This is a genomic window from Legionella israelensis, from assembly GCF_004571175.1.
Classification (GTDB): domain Bacteria; phylum Pseudomonadota; class Gammaproteobacteria; order Legionellales; family Legionellaceae; genus Legionella_D; species Legionella_D israelensis.
This window is the reverse complement of record NZ_CP038273.1, coordinates 746,208-766,340: the sequence shown is the minus strand read 5'-3', so window position 1 is coordinate 766,340 and position 20,133 is coordinate 746,208. Positions and strand designations below refer to the sequence as shown.

The window sequence follows — 20,133 nt, the reverse complement described above, 5'->3', positions numbered from 1 at the left end:
CGAATCCCCCGCTACTTGATAGCGGGATCCATATGGAGTTTCGCGTGGATAACGAGGTCGATGCCGCGGTAATTCGCACCATTCTATTTTTCTCAAGTCATCGATTTACAGCGACTTTGATAAATATAACGGTGCGCTTCTATGGTCTTTGATCTATTGTATTTCTTTACTTGAAAAATGACTAAAGTCCAGTCCGTATATGACAAATTTTTTGTCATGTCAGCGTCAATGATTAATAAAATGATAATGATGGCTACTCATTTTGTTCAAATTTAGGATTTTGATGGATTTGGTTAAATCGTTCTCTATCCAGTTCCTTTTCACTGTTACTGACAACACAGGCCACTGTTGCATCACCGCAAATATTTACGACGGTTCTTAGCATATCCAAAAGACGGTCAATTCCAATAATCATGGCAATGCCCTCCACCGGCAGGCCGACTTGTGTTAATACCATTGTCAAAGTTATCAGGCCAACACCCGGTATGCCGGCTGTACCGATAGAAGCCAAAGTTGCTAATAAAATAATAGTTAAATAGCTGGATACACTTAGCGGGATGTGATAACTATTGGCGATGAAAATAGTGGCCACTCCTTGCATGATGGTGGTGCCATCCATGTTAATAGTAGCTCCCAGCGGAATCACGAAAGCCGCAATGGATTCTTTGACCCCCAGCTTCTGTTCAGCAGTTTCCATCACGACAGGGATAGAGGCATTGCTGCTTGACGTTGAAAAGGCGAACAACATGGCCGTCCACATCTTGCGAAAAAATAAAATGGGCGATAAACCGGCGAGTACTTTTAACAATAATGAATAAATCACAGCCGCATGGATCAACAAAACAATAATGACAGTTATGAAATATCCAGCCAAATGGGCAAGCAAATCAAATCCCAGGCGAGCAAACAGTACAGAAATCAGACAAAAAACTCCATAAGGGGCAATCCAAAAAACAAGATGGACAAGGTTCATGATAACGACATCGGCTTCACGAAACAGTTGGCGAATTTTCTCTCCTTTTTCTGCAGAAAGAGCAATGGCGATGCCTAAAAGCAGAGCGAAAAAAATGATTTGCAACATATTGCCCTCGGCCATTGCTCTGACCGGGTTGCTGGGAAAAATATTCAGTAAAGTTTGCTTGATGCTGGGCATTTCAGGTACGTTTTGTATATTATTTGCTAAGTTAATATCCGTGACCCCTATATTAGCTATGCCGGCTATAAAAAGAGCCAACATAATGGCCATTACAGTGGTGAATAGATATAAAGCGATCGTTTTCAGTGCAATTAAACCGAATCGGCCAGTATGATCCATGCTGAATGTTCCGCAGACCAGCGAGACGAATACCACGGGAACGACAAGCATTTTTAAAGCGTTGATAAAAGCTTTACCTCCCCAGTCAAGGATACCTTCTATAAGATATTCCTGAATAAAATTTTTATCTGAAAGTTGATTTAAAATGAGTCCGGCGACAGCTCCTGCAATAATGGCGATTAAAATGTGCAGACTTAAACGATTAAAAAAAATTTTATTCATTTTCTGCTTTGCCGTGAGGGGGTATTTCATATTATCCTAGGCTATTTAGTGTAATTTTAGCAATGGCGTCCATGACAGAAAGTAAAAAAGTAAAAGCAGAATTGACATTCGACGATACAGAACATAGCTTTCAATGCAAAGGTGACTGGACGATATTGGAATTGGATGGTTTCATTGCAAAATTTCGTCGGTCCCGTCTTCCAGAAGCTCAGAAATTGAAAATCAGCGGTAAAGATTTAAGCGCTTTTGACAGTGCCGGAGCGGTGGCTCTGTGGCTTTGTGTCTCAGATTTGGAAAAACGTCGTAACGAGATTGAATTCGTTCATTTTTCGCAAACCCAGAAAGAATTATTGGAGTTAGTGAAATCCAAGGAAGATGCACTGGGTTATCAAATACCTCCTGAAAAAAAAGAAAGCTTATTATATTCTCTCGGTAAGGAAACCATTCATAAAATCAATCAATTTGATGGACTGATCATTTTAATCGGTGATCTCAGCACCCGTCTTTTTGAGGCTTTTGGTAACTGGCGCCGTTTCCAATTGCCCAGCATCATTTCCGTTGTTCATTCAGCAGGAATACAGGCACTCCCTATTGTGGGACTCTTATCCTTTCTTATCGGAATCGTTCTGGCGTATCAAATGGGTTTACAGCTTGAGACATACGGCGCCAATATCTTTATAGCCTATTTATCAGGCATGGCGATTTTTCGCGAATTTGCTCCCCTTATTACTGCCATCATTGTTGCTGGGCGAACAAGCTCGGCTTTTACAGCGCAACTGGGAAGTATGAAAATTAATGAGGAAATCGATGCCTTATTGACCATGGGTCTTTCACCCACGGAATTGTTGGTCATGCCAAAGGTTTTAGGATTATTGCTGGCCTTTCCACTGCTGATTTTCTGGTCTGATGTGTTTAGTATTTTAGGGGCAATGATCATGTCCAAATACATGCTTGGCATAAGTTATATTGATTTTTTAACTCGGTTAAGAGATTCCGTGGGTTTAAAACAAATGATGCTGGGTTTATACAAGGCGCCGACTTTTGCCATTCTCATCGCATTAGTTGGGTGTTTCCAGGGCTTTAGAGTAAAATCAAGTGCTGACAGTGTGGGTACTCATACCACAAAAAGTGTGGTACAGGCTTTATTTTTAATCATTGTGGCGGATGCTGTTTATTCCATTATTTACAGTTGGATGAACTTGTAATGACCGATACGATCATCGAAATTGAAGGATTAAAAAATTATCTCGGTGGACAATGGGTTCATAAGGACATCAATCTTAAGGTTAGAAAAGGGGAGATATTGGCCATTATTGGCGGAAGTGGCAGCGGCAAAACCACTGTACTACGCAGCCTGTTAATGCTGCTCAAGCCCACGGCAGGCAAAATTCATATTTTTGGAGAAGATATTTTAAGTTTGAGCGGAGCTGAAGCTGACGCCTTAAGAAGACGGTGGGGAATGTTGTTTCAACACAGCGCTTTATTTTCAGCTTTAAATGTTTTGGAAAATATTATGTTTCCCATGCAGGAATTTACTTCACTCAGTGATGATTTTATGCGCGAGCTTGCGATGTTGAAAATTGCTTTGGTGGGGTTGTCGAAGGAAACGGCTGGAAAACTGCCTTCCGAACTCAGTGGTGGAATGCAGAAAAGGGCGGCTGCCGCTCGTGCTATCGCGATGGATCCCGAGCTGTTATTTCTCGATGAACCGACCACAGGACTCGATCCGCGAAGCGCCAGGCAGTTCGATGATCTCATCGTGTTTCTTAGAGATGCCTTGAATTTGACCATAGTTATGGTCAGTCACGACGTGGAGTCTTTGAAGAGGGCATCAGATCGTGTAGCCTTTATAGGTGATGGTCGAATTTTAAGTGTCGAGCCCATTCATGAATTAATGAAAAATGAACAACCACTCATTGCTGAATACTTCAGTAAAATTTAAACTGTAAAAGATTTAATAATAAACAGGAGCAGATTCTGTTGGAATCGAAAGCCAATTATACCCTCGTAGGTTTAATCGTACTCATTCTTACCGCAGCCTTATTGGCGACGGCGCTTTGGCTTTCTGTTGGCTTTGACAAAAAGAAATACAACACCTATGTGGTCTGCTTACAGGAAGCGGCTTCAGGTCTTAGTGAAGATTCTGAGGTCAGTTACAACGGGGTCAAAGTCGGTTATGTGAAAAAAATTGATCTTGATCGCACGGACCCGCAACAAGTTGTTCTTTTATTAGCGATAGAAGAAGGTACGCCAATTACTACAAGTACCTATGCAACGCTGATTTCTAAAGGCATCACTGGTGTCACTTATGTGGGATTATCAGCCGATGACTCGGATTTGACGCCCTTGAAAAGACAACCAGGACAGCCTTATCCAATTATACCTTCCAAACCTTCTTTATTTACTCAACTGGATAAAGTATTAAAAAACGTTTCTGAAAACATCAATAAAGTGAGCATTGAAATTCAACGGGTTTTTGATCGGGAAAATGCTGAAAGTATGAAAAAAACATTGACTCACGTGGAGAAATTCTCAAACATACTTGCTCAAAACAGTGAAAATATTGATCAAATAATTTCAAGAACCGACGTGGTCATGAAAAACATGGCGAATATAAGCAATGATTTGCCGGAATTAGTCAAAAATTTAAAAGTTGCAATACATCAGATTAACGGTATGGCCTCGGATGTGAGTGAGGCTGGAAAGAGTGTCAGCTCCACCATGAAAGCAGGTAAACTGACCATTGATCAGATTTCTCAATCCACCGTTCCATCGGCTGTCAGCCTTTTACGCCGTCTTGATAATATTGCTGCAAATCTCGAGATCGTAAGCGTACAAATGCGTCAGAATCCCGCAATTATCCTGAGAGGCACCACCACTCCTAAACCTGGACCGGGAGAAAAATAATGAGACTACCATTAAAGGCTGTAAGTTGCTTCTTATTCAGCTTATTGGTTGCCTGCTCACCGGTTAAAGTGCCAGTGGTCAATCAATATCAACTGACTAAATACAGTACCCGACATTTTATGAAAGCAAGGAAAAAAATTTCCATACTTGTTGCCTTGCCCGAGGCTGTAGCCGGTTATAAGACAGAACAAATGCTTTATATGATAAAACCCTTTAAATTATCTGCTTTTGCACATAATGCGTGGGTCAGCCCTCCGGCAGACATGATTTATCCTTTGATTTTACAAAGCCTGCAGCACAGCAATTATTTTTATGCCGTGGCATCCAGCCCATATGCTGAACAGGCTGATTATAGACTCGACACCCAGTTATTAAAACTGCATCAAAACTTTTTGCAAAGACCCAGTGTGATTGAACTGAGTGTGAAAGTTGTGTTAACCGATATTACAAACGGTCAGGTGATTGCCTCAAGAATCATCAACCAACGGGTATGTAGTCCTATGGAATCGCCATATGGGGGGGTACTGGCGGCAAACAAAGCAACAGAGGCAATGACAGCGGCCATCGCTGAGTTTGTGATTAAGTATACAGGAGGAAGTCATTTCAAATCAGGCAGACCAACTTATAAATAAAACATGTTACAAAATTCATAGCATAAGCCTGTAAAAAATTGTACAATAAGCGGCAAAACTGTAAGGCCAGTACATTGGTTCTGCGCACTTCTCTTTTACCTGTTGTAATCGGCAATGCAATGAAAATAACAAACAATAATATAAGGAGTTTAGCAATGAAAGCCGGGTTGTTTTTTAAATGGGGAATGGCTGCTGCAAGTGTACTATTACTCGTGTCATGTTCTAAGGCGCCGAGCAGTACTGATGCAGCAGAATTGTCTGATGCTGAAATCACGGCGCAGGGTTTAGGGAAATTGAACCGGTTTGGAGGACAGGTGCAAGGAGAATCTTATACAACACAGGCTCCTCACAATCAGGTCTATTTGTTTGCTTACGATGACAGCACCCTTGATAGAAAGTACATGCCTTCTTTAAATGCTCAGTCTGAATATCTGAAATCACATCCAGGCGCACGAGTGTTACTTGCTGGCCATACGGATGAACGTGGAAGCCGAGAGTATAATGTGGCACTGGGCGAGCGAAGAGCAAATGCCGTGGCGCAGCTTATGCGTATGTCAGGGGTAAACAGGAATCAGATTCGCATCGTAAGTTATGGTAAGGAACGTCCGGTTAGTTTTGGTCATGATCAAGCGTCTCATCGGCAGAATCGAAGAGTTGAATTTATTTATGAGGCGACACGATGAATGGTGGAAAAAAGATAATTGCTGTACTGTTTTTCGTGCTACTTCCAATGTCTGTCTGGGCAGAAGTACCAGTGATTGATGAAAGCGATAATTTTGCCGTTATGGAAGAACAGTCAGATATGGATGCTCCTCTTGCCAAGGCACAGCTTGATGAAGTTGAGGATAATGAGGAAAACGCCCTTGCTATGGATGATGCGTTGCCGTCAACAAGTACTTTGCCGACGGCAAGCGATAATGCCAAGCTTTTAGAAAAGATTCAGCAATTGCAGCAGGAAATTCAGGAGTTACGCGGTCAACTGGAAGTTCAGGCCCACGATTTAAAATTATTACAGCAACAGCAGGTTGCTTTTTATAAAGATCTGGATGCACGTTTATCCGTAAATGGACATTCAAGCGTTAATGAGAAGTCTCCCTCCGATGAAATGACGATAGAATCATCAAGGAAAGTCCATGAAACAAAGCCAGAATTAACAAAGAAAACCGCTAGGCCAGTGAACCATAATGGCTCAAGAGTGAATCCTGCCGATGAGCAAATCAGTTATCTCGCAGCTTATGATTTAGTCAAGCAGAAACGCTTTGATGAAGCGATAAAGGCCATGGAGAATTTTGTACGTCAATATCCCCAGGGGGGCTATGCAGCAAATGCCCAATATTGGTTAGGCGAGCTTTATCTGGTTAAAAATGATTATTCTCAGGCCATTGCTCATTTTGACACAGTCATAAACCAGTATCCGTCTTCCAGCAAATCGGCGGCAAGTTTGTTAAAAATGGGTTACGCCCTTGCAGCGTCGGGCAAGACAGATGAAGCAAAACAACGTTTGCATGAAGTTGTAAAAAACTATCCAGATACTTCAACGGCGCGATTAGCAAGGTCGAAACTGGAGATGCTTGACGGTTTATGAAGCGACTTCACCATCAATTAAGAATTACGGAAATTTTTTATTCTTTACAGGGAGAGTCGACGACAACGGGATTACCTACGGTTTTTATCCGTTTGACCGGTTGTCCATTACGTTGTCAATATTGCGATACCGCTTATGCTTTTTCCGGCGGTATTCTGCAGGATATAGAAGATGTCTTAAATCATGTTGCTTCATTTGATTGTCTTTACGTTTGCGTGACAGGTGGAGAGCCTCTGGCTCAACCCGGTTGTCTTGAGCTGCTGAAGCAATTATGTGACAGTGGTTATAGAGTTTCTCTGGAGACCAGCGGTGCACGCGATATCTCCAAGGTGGACAAACGGGTGATGATCGTAATGGATTTAAAAACACCTGACTCAAAGGAACATGAAAAAAATCAAATGAGTAATCTTGATTACTTAAAACCGGATGATCAAATTAAATTTGTTTTATGCAGTCGGGCAGATTATGAATGGGCATGCACACTCATCAAGACATTCAAGTTAAATGAGCGTGCACACCTGCTTTTTTCACCCAGCTGGAATCAGCTCAATGCAACATCACTTGCTGAATGGATCATCGAAGATCACTTACCGGTTCGTTTTCAAATACAGATCCATAAAATTCTTTGGAATGATGCCCCTGGCCATTAATGATAGGAGATGAAATTCATGCAATGGTTTGCGCAAGCACCGGCAAATATCGCCCTGATTAAATATATGGGAAAAATAGATGAGGAAAAAAATATTCCTGAAAATCCCTCATTGTCTTATACGCTGAATAATTTGATCACCAGCGTGAAGATGGAATTGTTGCCGACGAAAAAAGATTTTTGGGAACCCTTAGTGATTCCTGGTGTAAATCCGGTTAAGTTATCCAGCTCCGCTCAACAACGTTTTCTTGCTCATCTGCAACGATTAAAGGAACATTTTAATTACAAAGGTGGTTTTATTGTACGATCTTCCAATAATTTTCCCATGAGCAGCGGGCTTGCCAGTTCTGCTTCCAGCTTTGCCGCCTTGACCAAATGTGCCGTACTGGCCTTGTGTGAACTCACCAATACTGCCATTCCCTCCGTTGAAGAGCAGGCTAAATTAAGTCGTTTAGGTTCTGGTTCATCCTGCCGATCTTTCTTTTCTCCTTGGGCATTATGGGATGGGGAAGAGGTTAAAGCCATGGATTTTCCATATCAAAAATTATTACATCAAGTCATTGTGATAAGCCATGATGAAAAGTCCGTTCCATCCAGCGAAGCTCATCAAAGAATTCGTACCAGTCCACAATATGCCACTCGCAGGGCACGCGCAGAAGAGAACCTTAAGTCCTTAATGAATGCCCTGAACATTCAGGATTGGCCGGCGGCTTATCATATCTGCTGGCGTGAATTTCAGGATATGCATCATTTATTTTCCAGTTGCGAACGTCCTTTCAGTTATATAACGGATAATGTGAAAACAGCCCTGCGTGATATACGAGGTTTATGGGAGCGCGAGGGAGACGGCCCCCTTGTAACAATGGATGCCGGACCGAATATTCATTTGTTATATAGACCTGAACAAAATGAAATGGCTCTTCGTTTTAAACAGGATTATTTAATTGGCAATTATGATGTCTTGTAACTTTGAGACCGTGACTCACGGTAAATGGATTCTTGCAGGGGAGCATGCCGTTATTCGAGGACATGGAGCACTAGTTTTTCCTGTCAAAGACAAGCGGTTAATTTTAAGATATTCTCCTTCACCATCAACCCTTAGTGCAGATTATGAGGGTGAAACAGGTGCAGATATGCATTTGTTATTTTGGAGTGTGCTGGAGCAGGGAATCCAGCAGTTGGGACGCTCTCTGAATAGCCTCAAAGGAAAGTTTCATTTAATCAGCGATATCCCTCTGGGAGTGGGTATGGGTGCCTCGGCTGCACTTTGTGTGGCAATGAGTCGCTGGTTTATTTCTCAGGATTTATTGCCCAAAGACCAGCTTTATTTCTTTGCCAAATCGCTTGAGAATTTATTTCATGGTCAGAGCAGTGGATTGGATATTGCCGGAGTAGTGGCTGAAGAAGGGGTGTATTTTCAACAAGGTACTTTTGTACCCATTAAACTCGCCTGGAAACCCAAATGGTACTTATCATCCTGTTCTCAAATTGGGATAACGTCCCATTGTATCCAACAAGTTGAATCGGTATGGAAAAGCCATTACGAACTTGCTGTAAATATTGATGCTAAGATGATAAACAGTGTTAAAGAAGCAAAAGAAGCCTTGGAAAAAGGCAGTGAAGAATCCATAAAAAAGCTGTCCAATGCCATCAATGAATCCAGTTTATGTTTTAAACAATGGGGACTTGTGAGTGAAAGTCTCAATCAGCACATGCAAACGTTAAGGCGGCAAGGCGCGTTAGCTGTAAAGCCTACTGGCTCAGGAAGTGGGGGATATGTAGTGAGTTTATGGGACAGGGTCCCCTCTGATTCCATACGCGCTCATTTAATTGCCGTATAATCCACATTGTAATAGATCACCCTATATTGAAGATTTATCTAACGGTAGGATTTTAGTTCAGGTTGAACGAAAATAAGGCTAAAAAGGCGCAGTATAGATAGCCTCGACTTTAGCTTTTTTTAGGGATCGAATCCCCGCTACTTGATAGCGGGGCCCAAATAGAGCTCCGTGTAGATACCGCCATTGATGCCGCGGTAATTCGCACCATTCTATTTTCTCAATTCATCGATTTACAGCGATTTTGATAAATATGACGATGTGCTTCTATGGTCTTTAATCTATTGCTTTCCTTTACTTGAAAAATGGCCAAAGTCCAGAGAAAGCTATGAGCATTTTGAAGGTTTATTTTCGTTCAAGATGGTTCAACGGCTGTTTAAAGCAGGAAGTTGATTTCTTAATTTTGAATGTGGAGGTAATCGCCTTAACATAAGGCTTGAGTTGCTACATGTGAGTGAATCAATCAACAAACTGATAATAATTCTCATTGTTTTTAATCATTCCAAGCTCATAGCGGGCCTTTTCTTCAAGAGCCTGTTCGCCATGTTTTAATTCGTAAATTTCAGCTTCCATGGTCCTGTTTCTTGCTGCCAGTTTTTCATTCTCACGCTCGTGATCAGATAGTTTTTTTTCCAGGCTGAACCATTGCAAAACATTTCCATCGCCAAGCCACAATTTATATTGCAGCATCACAAGAGCAAGAATGAGAACGGCCAGCAAAGGACGCATATGGTTTACCAATGGATGAGTTTAATTATATTTTAAGCTGCAATAGGAATTTGAGCAAATTAAATCCTTTACTGAGCACTTACATAAATTCCCGCCTTTCGCGGGAATGACAACGTCAAAACGAAGTGGAGAAACAGAATCAGATTAACGCACTATGGCACGTATTCCTTTATAAGGCAGCGCAGCTATTTCATTAATACGCAAAAGCTGGTTGTATTTTGCAATACGTTCACTTCGACACAGGGATCCGGTTTTTATTTGTCCGCAACCCGTAGCTACAGCGAGATCGGCAATAAAACTGTCTTCTGTTTCTCCGGAACGATGTGACATGATGCAGCGGTAATGATGCTGATGAGCCAGGCGAATGGTTTCGCGAGTCTCACTCAGTGTACCAATCTGATTTACTTTAATGAGTACGGCATTTGCAGTGTGTTGCTCAATTCCTTCTTTAAGTATGCGGGAGTTGGTTACAAACAAATCATCACCGACCAGTTGTATTTTTTGTCCTAACTGTTGAGTGAGTTCCTGCCATCCTTGCCAATCATTTTCATCGAGGCCATCTTCAATACTCATAATAGGGTAAGACCGCTGTAATTCGCTATAGTAATCAATCAGTTGTTGAGAGGAAAATTGCTTTTTTTCAGAGGCTAAATGGTATTCTCCTTCATGAAATAATTCGGAAGCCGCCACATCCAGAGCAAAAACGATATCTACACCTAAATGAAAACCTGCTTGATGTACTGTCTCAGAAAGAATATCAAGAGCCTGACGATTGGACTGCAAATCAGGCGCAAATCCGCCTTCATCGCCGACCGCGGTGTTAAGTCCTTGTTTTTTTAGCACTGATTTCAAGACGTGGAAAATCTCCGTTCCCATTTGCAGCGCCATACTGAAATCACGGGCGCCAACAGGCATGATCATAAATTCCTGGATATCCACATTGTTATCCGCATGCGCCCCGCCATTTAATATGTTCATCATCGGTACAGGCATGCACATTTCTTCATTGAGGTTTAAAGAAACAAATAAAGGTTTTTGCTGAGCAAAGGCGGTGGCTCTGGCATAGGCTAAAGAAACAGCAAGAATGGCATTTGCTCCAAGACGTGATTTGTTTTCCGTACCATCCAGCTCACAAAGACGTGAATCAAGTTTTTCTTGTTCATTGACAGGAAAATCTTTTAAAGCCTGATCAATCTCATGATTTATATGATAAACAGCTTTTTTGACGCCTTTGCCAAAATAGCGCCCATTTTCCTTATCGCGTAACTCACAGGCTTCACGACTGCCGGTGGATGCGCCGGAAGGTACACTTGCACGTCCAATTTTTCCATTAGATAGTATTACATCGGCTTCAACCGTAGGTTGCCCACGTGAATCAAGTATCTCTCGACCAAGAATTTTGCTAATTCGCATAAAAGATCCTGAAGAGTTAAATATTAAAGAAGGTATTTTCCCTGTTTCCATGGTTGAGTGCAAGAAATCCATTAAAATAGAGGACGGCTGAAGAAGGGAAAGGAGGGGTTAGTGTGCAAACCAGACAATGTTCAAAGACAGTAAGGCTTTCATCAGAAGCATTAAGGGCATACCCAATATCGTATCCTCTTTGCCTGAGATGTCATTGAAAAGCCATTTACCCAAGGTCTCGTACTGGTAGGCGCCACAACTATGATATGGTTTTTCTTTCTTCAAATATAATTCAATGGCACGATCATTTAGTGTACGCATCCTAAGTGTGGATATGTCATGGCTTTGCCAAAGCACTTTGCCTTTTTGAACAATACAAAGACAGGCAATTTGCTGGTGGGTTTTTCCCTGTAATTGCTTAAGATGATTTACAGCTGTGAAATGATCAAGCGGTTTGTCGAATAAAAGATTATCCATGACGCACAACTGATCGGCGGCGATAATATAATGCTCTGGAAATCTTTGACTGACTTCAAAAGCTTTATGGCTGGCCAACAGGTAGCCAAGGTCTGTCCAGTTTCTTGAGGTAAAGTCTTGCTTGATAAGCGCTTCGTTGCAATTCGAAGGTATAATTTCAAATTTCAAACCGGTGCTTTGTAAAAGTTTACTACGAATCTTTGAACCTGAGGCTAGTATTAAAGGTTTTTGTTGCAGAAAATCAGACATAGACTGCCACCGAAGCCATGAGCAAAAATCCAATGATAACATAACTGAAATCTTTTAAATTACAACAGCGCTCTACCATTACACAACGCTCAAGACCATGTAAGGTTCCCAAATAAAGAAATGTTCCTGCAGAAGCTGCGATAAGAATAGGGTCAAATAAAGAATCAGTTTGCAAATCCCGACCGGAATACCAGCCAAGAAAGATACCGGCGGGCGTCATCAAAGTAAAAATCAGGAAAAGAAAGAATCGCTTGTTTTGATTTAGTGAACTTTTGTTCAGTTGCACGGCAATGGCAAAACTTTCTGCCCACTTGTGAGCAATGATGGCAAGGAAAATCATGATGACCAGTGAGTGATGTTGTGATAAACCAAGAGCAGCGCCGACCATCACGGAATGAACCGATAACATGATCCAGGCCAGTATGGCAAAGGAGGGATGTTGATGGTTTTGCTGGTGATAAAGCTCTTCTCCCAAGTGTTCAAACCAGAGAAAAAAGAGAAAAACAGAACCTGTAATAATATAAGCCAAAGGATAATCGTAACCCATGGTCTGGAAAATATGGTTTGATTCAGGAAGCATGTGTAGTAGAGCTGCCCCCAAAAAAACACCAGTAGCCAATGTTTCACCTATGGGGAAATCGACATGCTCTTTATATTTCAGGCGTTTTTTAAATGGATACCAGCCAGCGATAGCACTAATCAAGAAAATGGTTAAGGCAAATATAAATTTCAAGGTGGCGGCGGTAACCATAGATTAATTCCCATTGTCAAAGCAATATACTGAGAAGAAAAAGCCAAGGAAGGAATAGTATTTATAGCTGGTTCTTTTGGCAAGTTTTTTATGCATTACCTGGCCTTTTTTCGTAGTTCGTTTGTGTTAGCCTCATAAAGATATGGTGAAATCATTGGAGCTTAAAATCTGTTGCTGGCTCAGTAAGCGAAAATGATCAATGTATGGATAAGATTTAAGTGTTTTTTGTAGATGCTTATCGAGATCTTGCCATTGAGTAAATTTGTTGGGAAACACCAAGTCAATAATTATTTTCCCATCCTGATAATGCAGTGTCCAGAAAATAAGCTCAGGATATACATCCGATAACTCTGTCAGGAATTGTTTTTTTAATTCTGAGCGGTTAGGAAGATGCATGGAAGGACAGACAATCTCATCGTCTTCTGGATCAACATGTACTGTAACATCTTTAACACGCGGAATATAATTCATCAGATTTTGATGCACATGTTGTGCAATATAATGACCCTCAGAGACAGAAATGCGTGGAGCCACAAGGATATGCACATCAATAAAAATATCGCCGCCCATTAACCGGCTGCGCAGCTGATGAATTTTATCCACACCATTAACCTCATTGATGATGTGCTTAATCTGAACCAGTGTATCTGGGTCAACAGCCGTATCAACCAATTCTTTAATACTGCTCCAACCGTAACTCCAACCCATCTTTATGATAAACAAACCAACGATGATGGCTGCAATGCCATCAAAATAGAAAAAACCGGCCAAACTGCCAATAACGCCTGCAAGCACTATCAGAGAAGAAGCGGCATCTGAGCGGTGATGCCAGGCATTGGCAATGAGTAAATCGGATTGTATGCGTCTGCCAATAAAATGGGTGTAATGGAATAACAGTTCATTGGCAAGGATTGAACCGATAATCACAGGTAAAGAAAGCCAGTCAGGTTGGTCAAAATTAGCGTTCAGAATGGAATCCATGGCATCCCAGGCAATGCCTGCACCAGCCAGGATAAGGAGGATAGCAAGAAAGACTGTGGCGGCGGTTTCTATGCGCTGATGACCATAAGGATGATTTTTATCTGCATCCAGGCTACCGTATTTAGATGCAAACAAAACCATGCCATCGGTTAAAAGATCAGAAAAAGAATGAATTCCGTCTGCAACCAGTGCATGTGAATTGAATAGAAAACCACCCACTAATTTTGACAGGCCAAGTAAAAAATTCACAATGACACTGATTAAGGTGATTTTTTTGACTTGCTGGTAACGGTTGATTTGCGGCATTATCCATCCTTGACAATTTCAATGGTGATATGAATTTCATCGCCTGTGTTTTCGCAGTTAATTATTTTATGCCCATTGATTCTACACCAGCTGGGTAAATCGTACATAGCTCCTGGATCTGTGGCAATGATGGTTAGCTGATCCCCATGCTGTAATTCACGAGTTTTATTTTGTGCCTTAATAATGGGCATGGGACAAAGCAGGCGACGTGCATCCAATTCAAAATATGTCATTTTTGTGCCCTCACAAATACCAGTTTTGTGAAATGTCTTCCGGTTTCATCGGATGGATAAGGAGTTGTTCGGTTTCACCGTTTTTTCGGTGAAGATTAAAGCGCACGGATTCTTCATTTCGACCTGAACTGAAACGTGCTGTAATACTCGCACTTTTTATCAAGTCTTCCCGTGTCGGTTCTCCTTCAATCAAGGTGATGGGGCCACGATGTTCAAGAATTTCCAGATGATCAAACTGCTTTCTGTATCCTGATAAAAAATGATGCTCAGACTCATCGCGGGCAATGATAATTTTATAATGGGGGTCAATACGCAAATGGCGTCCCGCTTTAAGAAGAATGATGTCTTCCATGTTGTAATCTCGTGTGTTTGTATGGTCCCACATATCTCGTAGGCGGCGACTGTAGTTTTCATCCGTGAGCACGCAACAGCCGCCGGCAGGTTGTGCGTATTCCTTAATACCCAGAGAGGAGGCAAGAGATAATTGAGGCTTGCGATTACGTCCATGAAAGTCCAATAGAAGTTCCCTGTCTACCCATCCCTCTCGCTCGGGAAGTGTAGGAGGGAGATGTTTGGCGCACAATGGTCTTAAGAGCCTGTCTTCTGCACCTGATTCTTTAGCGACAAGAGGCATAGCTTGCTTGCGTTGTGAATTGGGTCTTTGGCCAATGACCTCCCCGGTAATGATAAAATCAAAGCCATGTTTTTGCATCCATCGATAAGCTTCTCCAACCATGAAAATTTTGCAGTCAAGACAAGGATTAACATGTTTGCCGTAACCGTGTTTTGGATTGAGCAAAACCTCTTTATAAGGTTCAACAATATCTTCGATGTGGAGTTGAATACCTAATTGTTCAGCTACCCATAGAGCATCATTACGGACGGGCTTGTTTTTTTTACGGTTACGAATCGCTGAAGTATGGCCTGAATGGCAGAATCCTGTATAAAAATTCAGACCTTCTATATGAATTCCTTGTTGTTGTATAACTTTAACGGCAAGCATGGAGTCCAGGCCACCCGAAATAAGGGCGACGGCTTTTCGTTTTTGAGACATTACACAAACCTGTTAATAAAATGCTCATATTGTAACCTTTTACCTTGAATGGTCAAGCTGAAATATAAAAGCAGGACTGACAAGCAAATACCCTCTCAACAAAAGCGTTTATTATCAAACAGGTTTATAGGATGCACACAGAGTTATCCACAGTTTTTGTGGATAAAAAATAAAAGGGCTCAGTAGCAAATGCCTTTTTGGCAAGAAAAATAAGAGGAAAAAATTGAATGCAATTATCCACAATTTATAGTGGGAAAAAGATAAAAAATACTGTACTGCTGGTCTGAGGCCACAATAGCTAAAATGTCATTGAGAAAGATTCTTGTTTTTCATTGAAATTGGTTAATTGCTGCGTTAAGAGTGCATGACCTTCCATGCATTTTTCAAGGATAGATTTTCCAGAATAACTTTTGCTTAAATGCTCTAAATATTCTGCAAAAGTAATTTGATCTTTTTTCGGTAAAACTTCATTGACAAAAATAGTCGATAAAGATTTCCTCTTATTATTTGCAATACTCTTGGCCAATTTTAGTAGTTCATCAAAGGTGGCTGAAGTGTTATCACCAATAAAGGTAGACCATTTGGCCGGATGTCCTTTAATGTACTTAATCAAGACAGGCTCACTCTTTCTGACTCTGTCAATGACATCTTTTCGCTGTGTTAAATAAGTCCCTTGTAACATTAGGGGATGGCCATCATGGTCAGAAAGTGTGTTACTTGGGGCACGCGTGTCTCGAGAAGGCTCGATATCAATCATTTTTAATGTAGAGCAAATAATTTTATGAGAACAGTTCAGATAATCAAAGGCCGTATGACCATGATTATCATAAATATTTAAAGATGCACCCAGTTCAATAAGACGATTAACCACCTTGACTCGACCAAGTATAATTGCATAATGGATCGCTGTTCTGCCGTTTGAATCCTGATAATCAAAATTGAGCTTCTCATGAAAGAGATCAATAAAATGAAGCATTAAATCATCCGTGTTAGGTAATAAGGAGAACAAAATTAATAATGATTTTTTGCCAAAGTAATCACCATCACATAGATTAGGATTAATGCGTTCATGAATTAAATTAAACAGACGGCGTATGTCAGAATACATCTCGTTAACCAGAAAAAAATGTAAGGCCGGATTACCCGGTGCCCACTCAGCATTGGGGCTAAAAGAGTTTGAGCGTATGAAAGTCAGTAGCTCATCATCTGGAAGGGTAAGAAATTCTAAAGTATTAAATCGCTCATCTAAATAATAAGATGACATGACAAGTTCTACAAATCAAATTTGTGTTTATTTTAAACACTTTTTATTAAGAAAAAATTAACTCGACTTTGTGAAAAATTTACGAATCCCCGTTGACCATGGAGTCATAAAAAGACCAATCCTATTTATCTCGACTTTAGCCATTTTTAAGGATCGAATCCCTGCTACTTGATAGCGGGGTCCATATGGAGCTTCGCATGGGTACTGCGGTCGATGCCACGGTAATTCGTAAGCGGAAAAAATTCACAAAATCGAGAATTAAGAGATACCATAAAATTTATATGGTTAAATTTTTTTAAGCTTGCAAAAATTGTTCAAACTGACCCAACCAGCGTTTTGTAATGCTTCTTGCTAAAACTGGATTCTGACTCAGCAAGGGTTTTGCAAAAACTGGCAATAAAGCCAGTAAATCCTTATCACGTTGCAAATCAGCAATTTTAAATTGCCGATATCCGGTCTGCCGGATTCCCAGTATTTCTCCCGCACCGCGTAATTTGAGATCTTTTTCTGAGATCAAAAAACCATCGTTTGTTGCTCTCATTATTTTCAGACGCTCACTGCCTTGTAGTGACAAAGGGGATTGATAAAGGAGCAAGCAATGGGATTGAGCATGGCCGCGTCCAACACGACCTCTTAACTGATGTAACTGCGATAAGCCCAGGCGTTCTGCATTTTCAATGATCATCAGACTGGCATTGGGAACATCAACTCCAACTTCAATCACGGTCGTGGCAACCAATAAATCGATATCACCGTTTTTAAATGCGGCCATCGTGGTTTCCTTTTCATTAGCTTTCATTCGGCCATGGATAAGTCCTACTCGTACACCGTTTAACTCTTGTGAAAGCTCTTTTGCTGTCTTTGTTGCAGCCATGCATTGCAGTTTTTCAGACTCTTCAATTAATGTACAAACCCAGTAAGCTTGGCGGCCTTGAGAGATGGCGGCCTGTAGGCGCTCAATGACCGGCTGTCGTTTTTCCTGCGGGAGAACGGCGGTTATGACAGGTGTTCGGCCCGGTGGTAGTTCATCAATAACGGATAAGTCGAGATGAGCGAAATGAGTCATGGAAAGTGTTCTGGGAATGGGAGTCGCTGTCATCAGCAATTGATGAGGGATTTGATGTTCTTTCTGCCCTTTTTGCTGCAGCTGAAGTCGTTGCTCGACGCCAAAACGATGCTGCTCGTCAATGATGATAAGTCCCAGATTGGCAAAATTGACCTTCTCCTGAAACAGGGCGTGGGTTCCAATAAATAGTTGGCAGTCATTGGAGGCAATCGCCGACAAAACATGTTTGCGTTCAGCAGTTTTCATTTTTCCACTTAGACGATTCATCTGAATACCAAGCGGCTTTAGCCATTGATAAAGATTATTGGCATGTTGCTCACTGAGAAGATCCGTTGGGGCCATGAAGGCAACCTGATACCCGTTAGCAATGGCTTTCAGAGCGGCAAGAGCTGCCAGAATGGTTTTACCGGAGCCTACATCGCCCTGAACTAAGCGTAGCATAGGTTTGTGCTGTTGAAGATCTTCTTCAATTTCCGACCATACCCGTTGTTGAGCGCGGGTAAGATGAAACGGAAGTGAAGTAAGAAATCGATTGAGTAAATCATCCGTTTTCGATAATGCCGGAGCTTTTAGGGCATGGCGCGTCTGTCGTGCAAATTGCAGGCTTAAATGTTGCGCCAGCAATTCATCGAAGGCCAGGCGTTTCAACGCAGGATGCTGACCGTCTTCGATGGCTTTTAAGGAAATATCTGGAGGAGGATTATGTAAAAAATGAATGGCTTCTGGTATAGCCATGAAAAATTGTGCCTGCAATTGTTCTTCTGTCATCCACTCAAGCTCATGCAATTGAGCTTCACAAAGTTTTAAGGCTTGTTGAACCAGCTGTCTCAGGCGAGTTTGAGTCAATCCTTGCGTGGTTGAATAAATCGGAGTTAATGTTTCCTCTACCGGACATTCTTTTTCATGATTTAAGATTTGATATTCTGGATGGATCATTTCAAACATGCCGGAAAAGCCTCTTACCTCACCGAAAGCGCGGATCATTTTGCTGTTTGAGAGTGCTTTGATTTGCGGTTGATTAAAATGAAAAAAGCGAAGCTTTATGATTCCTGTTTTATCTTCAAGATAGCAATTAAGCATTCGCCGTTTGCCATATTTGATTTCTGTTTTGCAGACAGAACCTGCTACAACGCACCAACTGTGAGATTGAAGATCCTGAATGGGGGTTATCCGCGTTCTGTCTTGATAGCGGAATGGCAAATGCCATAACAAATCCTGCAAACTATAAATGCCACATTTGGCTAATTTTTTAACAATCGCCGCTCCGACACCGGATAATGTTTCACAAGAGTTGGACAACACAGTTTAAATTCGTTGAAAAAAAATGAATAATAACAGGAAAATAACTTGATGCGTAGGTTTAAAAATGAATCGCACGGTTACCTTTGCTGCAAGCCTCATTTTGGTATGGATTATCGGTTATTTACTGATTGCCGGGCGAGGATTATTGATTCCCATTATCATCGCTATTTTTATCTGGCATTTGTTAAATACCATGAACAATGCTATGCAAAAGCTGCCTTATCTTGGCGAACGCTTCCCCTATTGGTTGAGTATGCTGTTGGCATTATTGGTCACAGGGTTATTCGTGAAGCTTTTGATTGACATCATCGCTAATAATGTTAATGAGGTCATTGTTGCCTCATCACGTTATCAGGATAACTTATTGCGTATTCTTAATGCACTGGATCAGCATTTTAATATCAAAGTCATGTCCTATTTTGACGCCATAGTGAAAAATTTAAGTGTGCAACGAATGCTGGTGAATATTTACGGTGTTTTCACTACCATCACCAGCTCAGCGGTATTGATTGCGCTTTATGTGGTTTTTCTCTTTGTAGAGCAGCATTTTTTCTGGCAAAAAATAGATGCTTTATTCCCTCAGCAAAATCATCGGCAATTAGTTAATAACATCATCACCCATATTGTAAAAGATACGCAGACTTATCTGGGATTGAAAACATTAATGAGTCTATTGACCTCAACATTCAGCTGGTTGATTATGAAATGGGTGGGACTTGATTTCGCTGAATTCTGGGCATTGCTGATATTCTTCTTAAATTATATTCCGAACATTGGCGCCATCCTTGCGACCATGTTTCCAGCCATGTTGGCATTGGTTCAGTTTGATAAATGGCTACCTTTTTTTATTGTTACTTTTGGTATCACCCTTGTGCAATTTATCGTAGGGAATATTATTGAACCAAGATTTTTAGGGAAATCTCTCAATTTGAGTCCACTGGTTATTTTAATTGCTTTAGGTGTTTGGGGCGGAATATGGGGTATATTAGGGATGTTTCTTTCTGTGCCTATTACGGTAATGATGATGATTATTTTTGCCCATTTTGAAGCAACGAGACCTATTGCTGTTTTATTATCGCAAGATGGATACATCAAACCGGCTTATGAGATTCTGGAAAGAAATTTTTAGGTTCTGTGAATCTAAAGCATCGAAAAGATACACAGCTAAA

Annotated in this window: 20 protein-coding genes; 10 read left to right on the top strand and 10 right to left on the bottom strand. The window is 41.2% G+C overall.

The annotated features are described in order from the left end of the window. Positions 1–253: 253 nt before the first annotated feature. Positions 254–1,537: a dicarboxylate/amino acid:cation symporter gene (locus E4T55_RS03335; protein ID WP_058500680.1), complete on the bottom strand. Its 1,284-nt coding sequence runs from the start codon at positions 1,535–1,537 to the stop codon at positions 254–256. Between the two features lie 71 nt (positions 1,538–1,608). On the opposite strand from E4T55_RS03335, the gene E4T55_RS03330 reads away from it, so the two are divergent. The 9 genes from E4T55_RS03330 to E4T55_RS03290 all read left to right on the top strand — a co-directional run bounded on the left by E4T55_RS03330 (position 1,609) and on the right by E4T55_RS03290 (position 9,151). Beyond that, positions 1,609–2,742, top strand: coding sequence for an MlaE family ABC transporter permease (locus E4T55_RS03330; RefSeq protein ID WP_058500615.1), 1,134 nt, complete (start codon positions 1,609–1,611; stop codon positions 2,740–2,742). Next, positions 2,742–3,479, top strand: coding sequence for an ABC transporter ATP-binding protein (locus E4T55_RS03325; RefSeq protein ID WP_058500616.1), 738 nt, complete (start codon positions 2,742–2,744; stop codon positions 3,477–3,479). The genes E4T55_RS03330 and E4T55_RS03325 overlap by 1 nt, the downstream gene beginning before the upstream one ends. A 38-nt stretch (positions 3,480–3,517) precedes the next feature. Continuing rightward, positions 3,518–4,444, top strand: coding sequence for an MlaD family protein (locus E4T55_RS03320; protein ID WP_082636459.1), 927 nt, complete (start codon positions 3,518–3,520; stop codon positions 4,442–4,444). Continuing rightward, positions 4,444–5,076, top strand: coding sequence for an ABC-type transport auxiliary lipoprotein family protein (locus E4T55_RS03315; RefSeq protein ID WP_058500617.1), 633 nt, complete (start codon positions 4,444–4,446; stop codon positions 5,074–5,076). The genes E4T55_RS03320 and E4T55_RS03315 overlap by 1 nt, the downstream gene beginning before the upstream one ends. 155 nt (positions 5,077–5,231) lie before the next feature. Next, on the top strand, positions 5,232–5,759 hold the full coding sequence (gene pal / locus E4T55_RS03310; RefSeq protein ID WP_058500618.1) for a peptidoglycan-associated lipoprotein Pal: 528 nt from the start codon (positions 5,232–5,234) through the stop codon (positions 5,757–5,759). After that, positions 5,756–6,661, top strand: a complete 906-nt coding sequence (gene ybgF, locus E4T55_RS03305; protein WP_058500619.1) for a tol-pal system protein YbgF — start codon at positions 5,756–5,758, stop codon at positions 6,659–6,661. Before pal ends, ybgF begins: the two co-directional genes overlap by 4 nt. Continuing rightward, entirely contained in the window at positions 6,658–7,311 is a 654-nt protein-coding gene (queE, locus tag E4T55_RS03300) for a 7-carboxy-7-deazaguanine synthase QueE (protein ID WP_058500620.1), read from the top strand. The genes ybgF and queE overlap by 4 nt, the downstream gene beginning before the upstream one ends. A gap of 18 nt (positions 7,312–7,329) precedes the next feature. Continuing rightward, positions 7,330–8,277 (top strand): diphosphomevalonate decarboxylase, encoded by a 948-nt coding sequence (locus E4T55_RS03295; protein ID WP_058500621.1) that lies wholly within the window; start codon positions 7,330–7,332, stop codon positions 8,275–8,277. After that, a complete protein-coding gene (locus tag E4T55_RS03290) occupies positions 8,267–9,151 on the top strand; it encodes a mevalonate kinase family protein (protein WP_058500622.1) in 885 nt (294 codons plus the stop codon). Before E4T55_RS03295 ends, E4T55_RS03290 begins: the two co-directional genes overlap by 11 nt. A gap of 456 nt (positions 9,152–9,607) precedes the next feature. Here the strand turns inward: E4T55_RS03290 and ftsB are convergent, their stop codons facing one another. The 9 genes from ftsB to recG all read right to left on the bottom strand — a co-directional run bounded on the left by ftsB (position 9,608) and on the right by recG (position 18,964). Continuing rightward, a complete protein-coding gene (gene ftsB, locus E4T55_RS03285) occupies positions 9,608–9,877 on the bottom strand; it encodes a cell division protein FtsB (protein ID WP_058500623.1) in 270 nt (89 codons plus the stop codon). Positions 9,878–10,021: 144 nt separating this feature from the next. Further along, a complete protein-coding gene (gene eno / locus E4T55_RS03280) occupies positions 10,022–11,290 on the bottom strand; it encodes a phosphopyruvate hydratase (RefSeq protein WP_058500624.1) in 1,269 nt (422 codons plus the stop codon). 108 nt (positions 11,291–11,398) lie between these two features. After that, entirely contained in the window at positions 11,399–12,007 is a 609-nt protein-coding gene (locus E4T55_RS03275; protein ID WP_058500625.1) for a Maf family protein, read from the bottom strand. After that, the gene (locus E4T55_RS03270; RefSeq protein ID WP_058500626.1) at positions 12,000–12,758 is read right to left on the bottom strand and encodes a ZIP family metal transporter; all 759 of its coding nucleotides are present in this window, start codon (positions 12,756–12,758) and stop codon (positions 12,000–12,002) included. The genes E4T55_RS03275 and E4T55_RS03270 overlap by 8 nt, the downstream gene beginning before the upstream one ends. A 132-nt stretch (positions 12,759–12,890) precedes the next feature. Next, the gene (locus E4T55_RS03265) at positions 12,891–14,045 is read right to left on the bottom strand and encodes a cation diffusion facilitator family transporter (protein ID WP_058500627.1); all 1,155 of its coding nucleotides are present in this window, start codon (positions 14,043–14,045) and stop codon (positions 12,891–12,893) included. Continuing rightward, entirely contained in the window at positions 14,045–14,278 is a 234-nt protein-coding gene (locus E4T55_RS03260) for a sulfurtransferase TusA family protein (RefSeq protein WP_058500628.1), read from the bottom strand. Before E4T55_RS03260 ends, E4T55_RS03265 begins: the two co-directional genes overlap by 1 nt. 10 nt (positions 14,279–14,288) lie before the next feature. Continuing rightward, complete coding sequence (locus tag E4T55_RS03255; RefSeq protein ID WP_058500629.1) at positions 14,289–15,332, bottom strand: tRNA (5-methylaminomethyl-2-thiouridylate)-methyltransferase; 1,044 nt, start codon at positions 15,330–15,332, stop codon at positions 14,289–14,291. 298 nt (positions 15,333–15,630) lie between these two features. Next, a complete protein-coding gene (locus tag E4T55_RS03250) occupies positions 15,631–16,596 on the bottom strand; it encodes an ankyrin repeat domain-containing protein (RefSeq protein WP_058500630.1) in 966 nt (321 codons plus the stop codon). A gap of 295 nt (positions 16,597–16,891) precedes the next feature. Continuing rightward, positions 16,892–18,964: an ATP-dependent DNA helicase RecG gene (gene recG / locus E4T55_RS03245; RefSeq protein ID WP_058500631.1), complete on the bottom strand. Its 2,073-nt coding sequence runs from the start codon at positions 18,962–18,964 to the stop codon at positions 16,892–16,894. Between the two features lie 64 nt (positions 18,965–19,028). On the opposite strand from recG, the gene E4T55_RS03240 reads away from it, so the two are divergent. Continuing rightward, the gene (locus E4T55_RS03240; protein ID WP_058500632.1) at positions 19,029–20,093 is read left to right on the top strand and encodes an AI-2E family transporter; all 1,065 of its coding nucleotides are present in this window, start codon (positions 19,029–19,031) and stop codon (positions 20,091–20,093) included. The last annotated feature ends 40 nt before the right edge of the window (positions 20,094–20,133 follow it).

Excerpts from the sequence above, each read along its gene's own strand:
- pal (WP_058500618.1), top strand. The coding sequence starts at position 5,232 with ATGAAAGCCGGGTTGTTTTTTAAATGGGGAATGGCTGCTGCAAGTGTA.
- E4T55_RS03325 (WP_058500616.1), top strand. The coding sequence starts at position 2,742 with ATGACCGATACGATCATCGAAATTGAAGGATTAAAAAATTATCTCGGT.
- E4T55_RS03250 (WP_058500630.1), bottom strand. The coding sequence starts at position 16,596 with ATGTCATCTTATTATTTAGATGAGCGATTTAATACTTTAGAATTTCTT.
- E4T55_RS03255 (WP_058500629.1), bottom strand. The coding sequence starts at position 15,332 with ATGTCTCAAAAACGAAAAGCCGTCGCCCTTATTTCGGGTGGCCTGGAC.
- E4T55_RS03265 (WP_058500627.1), bottom strand. The coding sequence starts at position 14,045 with ATGCCGCAAATCAACCGTTACCAGCAAGTCAAAAAAATCACCTTAATC.
- eno (WP_058500624.1), bottom strand. The coding sequence starts at position 11,290 with ATGCGAATTAGCAAAATTCTTGGTCGAGAGATACTTGATTCACGTGGG.
- E4T55_RS03290 (WP_058500622.1), top strand. The coding sequence starts at position 8,267 with ATGTCTTGTAACTTTGAGACCGTGACTCACGGTAAATGGATTCTTGCA.
- E4T55_RS03240 (WP_058500632.1), top strand. The coding sequence starts at position 19,029 with ATGAATCGCACGGTTACCTTTGCTGCAAGCCTCATTTTGGTATGGATT.
- ybgF (WP_058500619.1), top strand. The coding sequence starts at position 5,756 with ATGAATGGTGGAAAAAAGATAATTGCTGTACTGTTTTTCGTGCTACTT.
- E4T55_RS03275 (WP_058500625.1), bottom strand. The coding sequence starts at position 12,007 with ATGTCTGATTTTCTGCAACAAAAACCTTTAATACTAGCCTCAGGTTCA.
- ftsB (WP_058500623.1), bottom strand. The coding sequence starts at position 9,877 with ATGCGTCCTTTGCTGGCCGTTCTCATTCTTGCTCTTGTGATGCTGCAA.
- E4T55_RS03260 (WP_058500628.1), bottom strand. The coding sequence starts at position 14,278 with ATGACATATTTTGAATTGGATGCACGTCGCCTGCTTTGTCCCATGCCC.
- E4T55_RS03270 (WP_058500626.1), bottom strand. The coding sequence starts at position 12,758 with ATGGTTACCGCCGCCACCTTGAAATTTATATTTGCCTTAACCATTTTC.
- E4T55_RS03295 (WP_058500621.1), top strand. The coding sequence starts at position 7,330 with ATGCAATGGTTTGCGCAAGCACCGGCAAATATCGCCCTGATTAAATAT.
- E4T55_RS03335 (WP_058500680.1), bottom strand. The coding sequence starts at position 1,537 with ATGAATAAAATTTTTTTTAATCGTTTAAGTCTGCACATTTTAATCGCC.
- E4T55_RS03315 (WP_058500617.1), top strand. The coding sequence starts at position 4,444 with ATGAGACTACCATTAAAGGCTGTAAGTTGCTTCTTATTCAGCTTATTG.
- E4T55_RS03330 (WP_058500615.1), top strand. The coding sequence starts at position 1,609 with ATGACAGAAAGTAAAAAAGTAAAAGCAGAATTGACATTCGACGATACA.
- queE (WP_058500620.1), top strand. The coding sequence starts at position 6,658 with ATGAAGCGACTTCACCATCAATTAAGAATTACGGAAATTTTTTATTCT.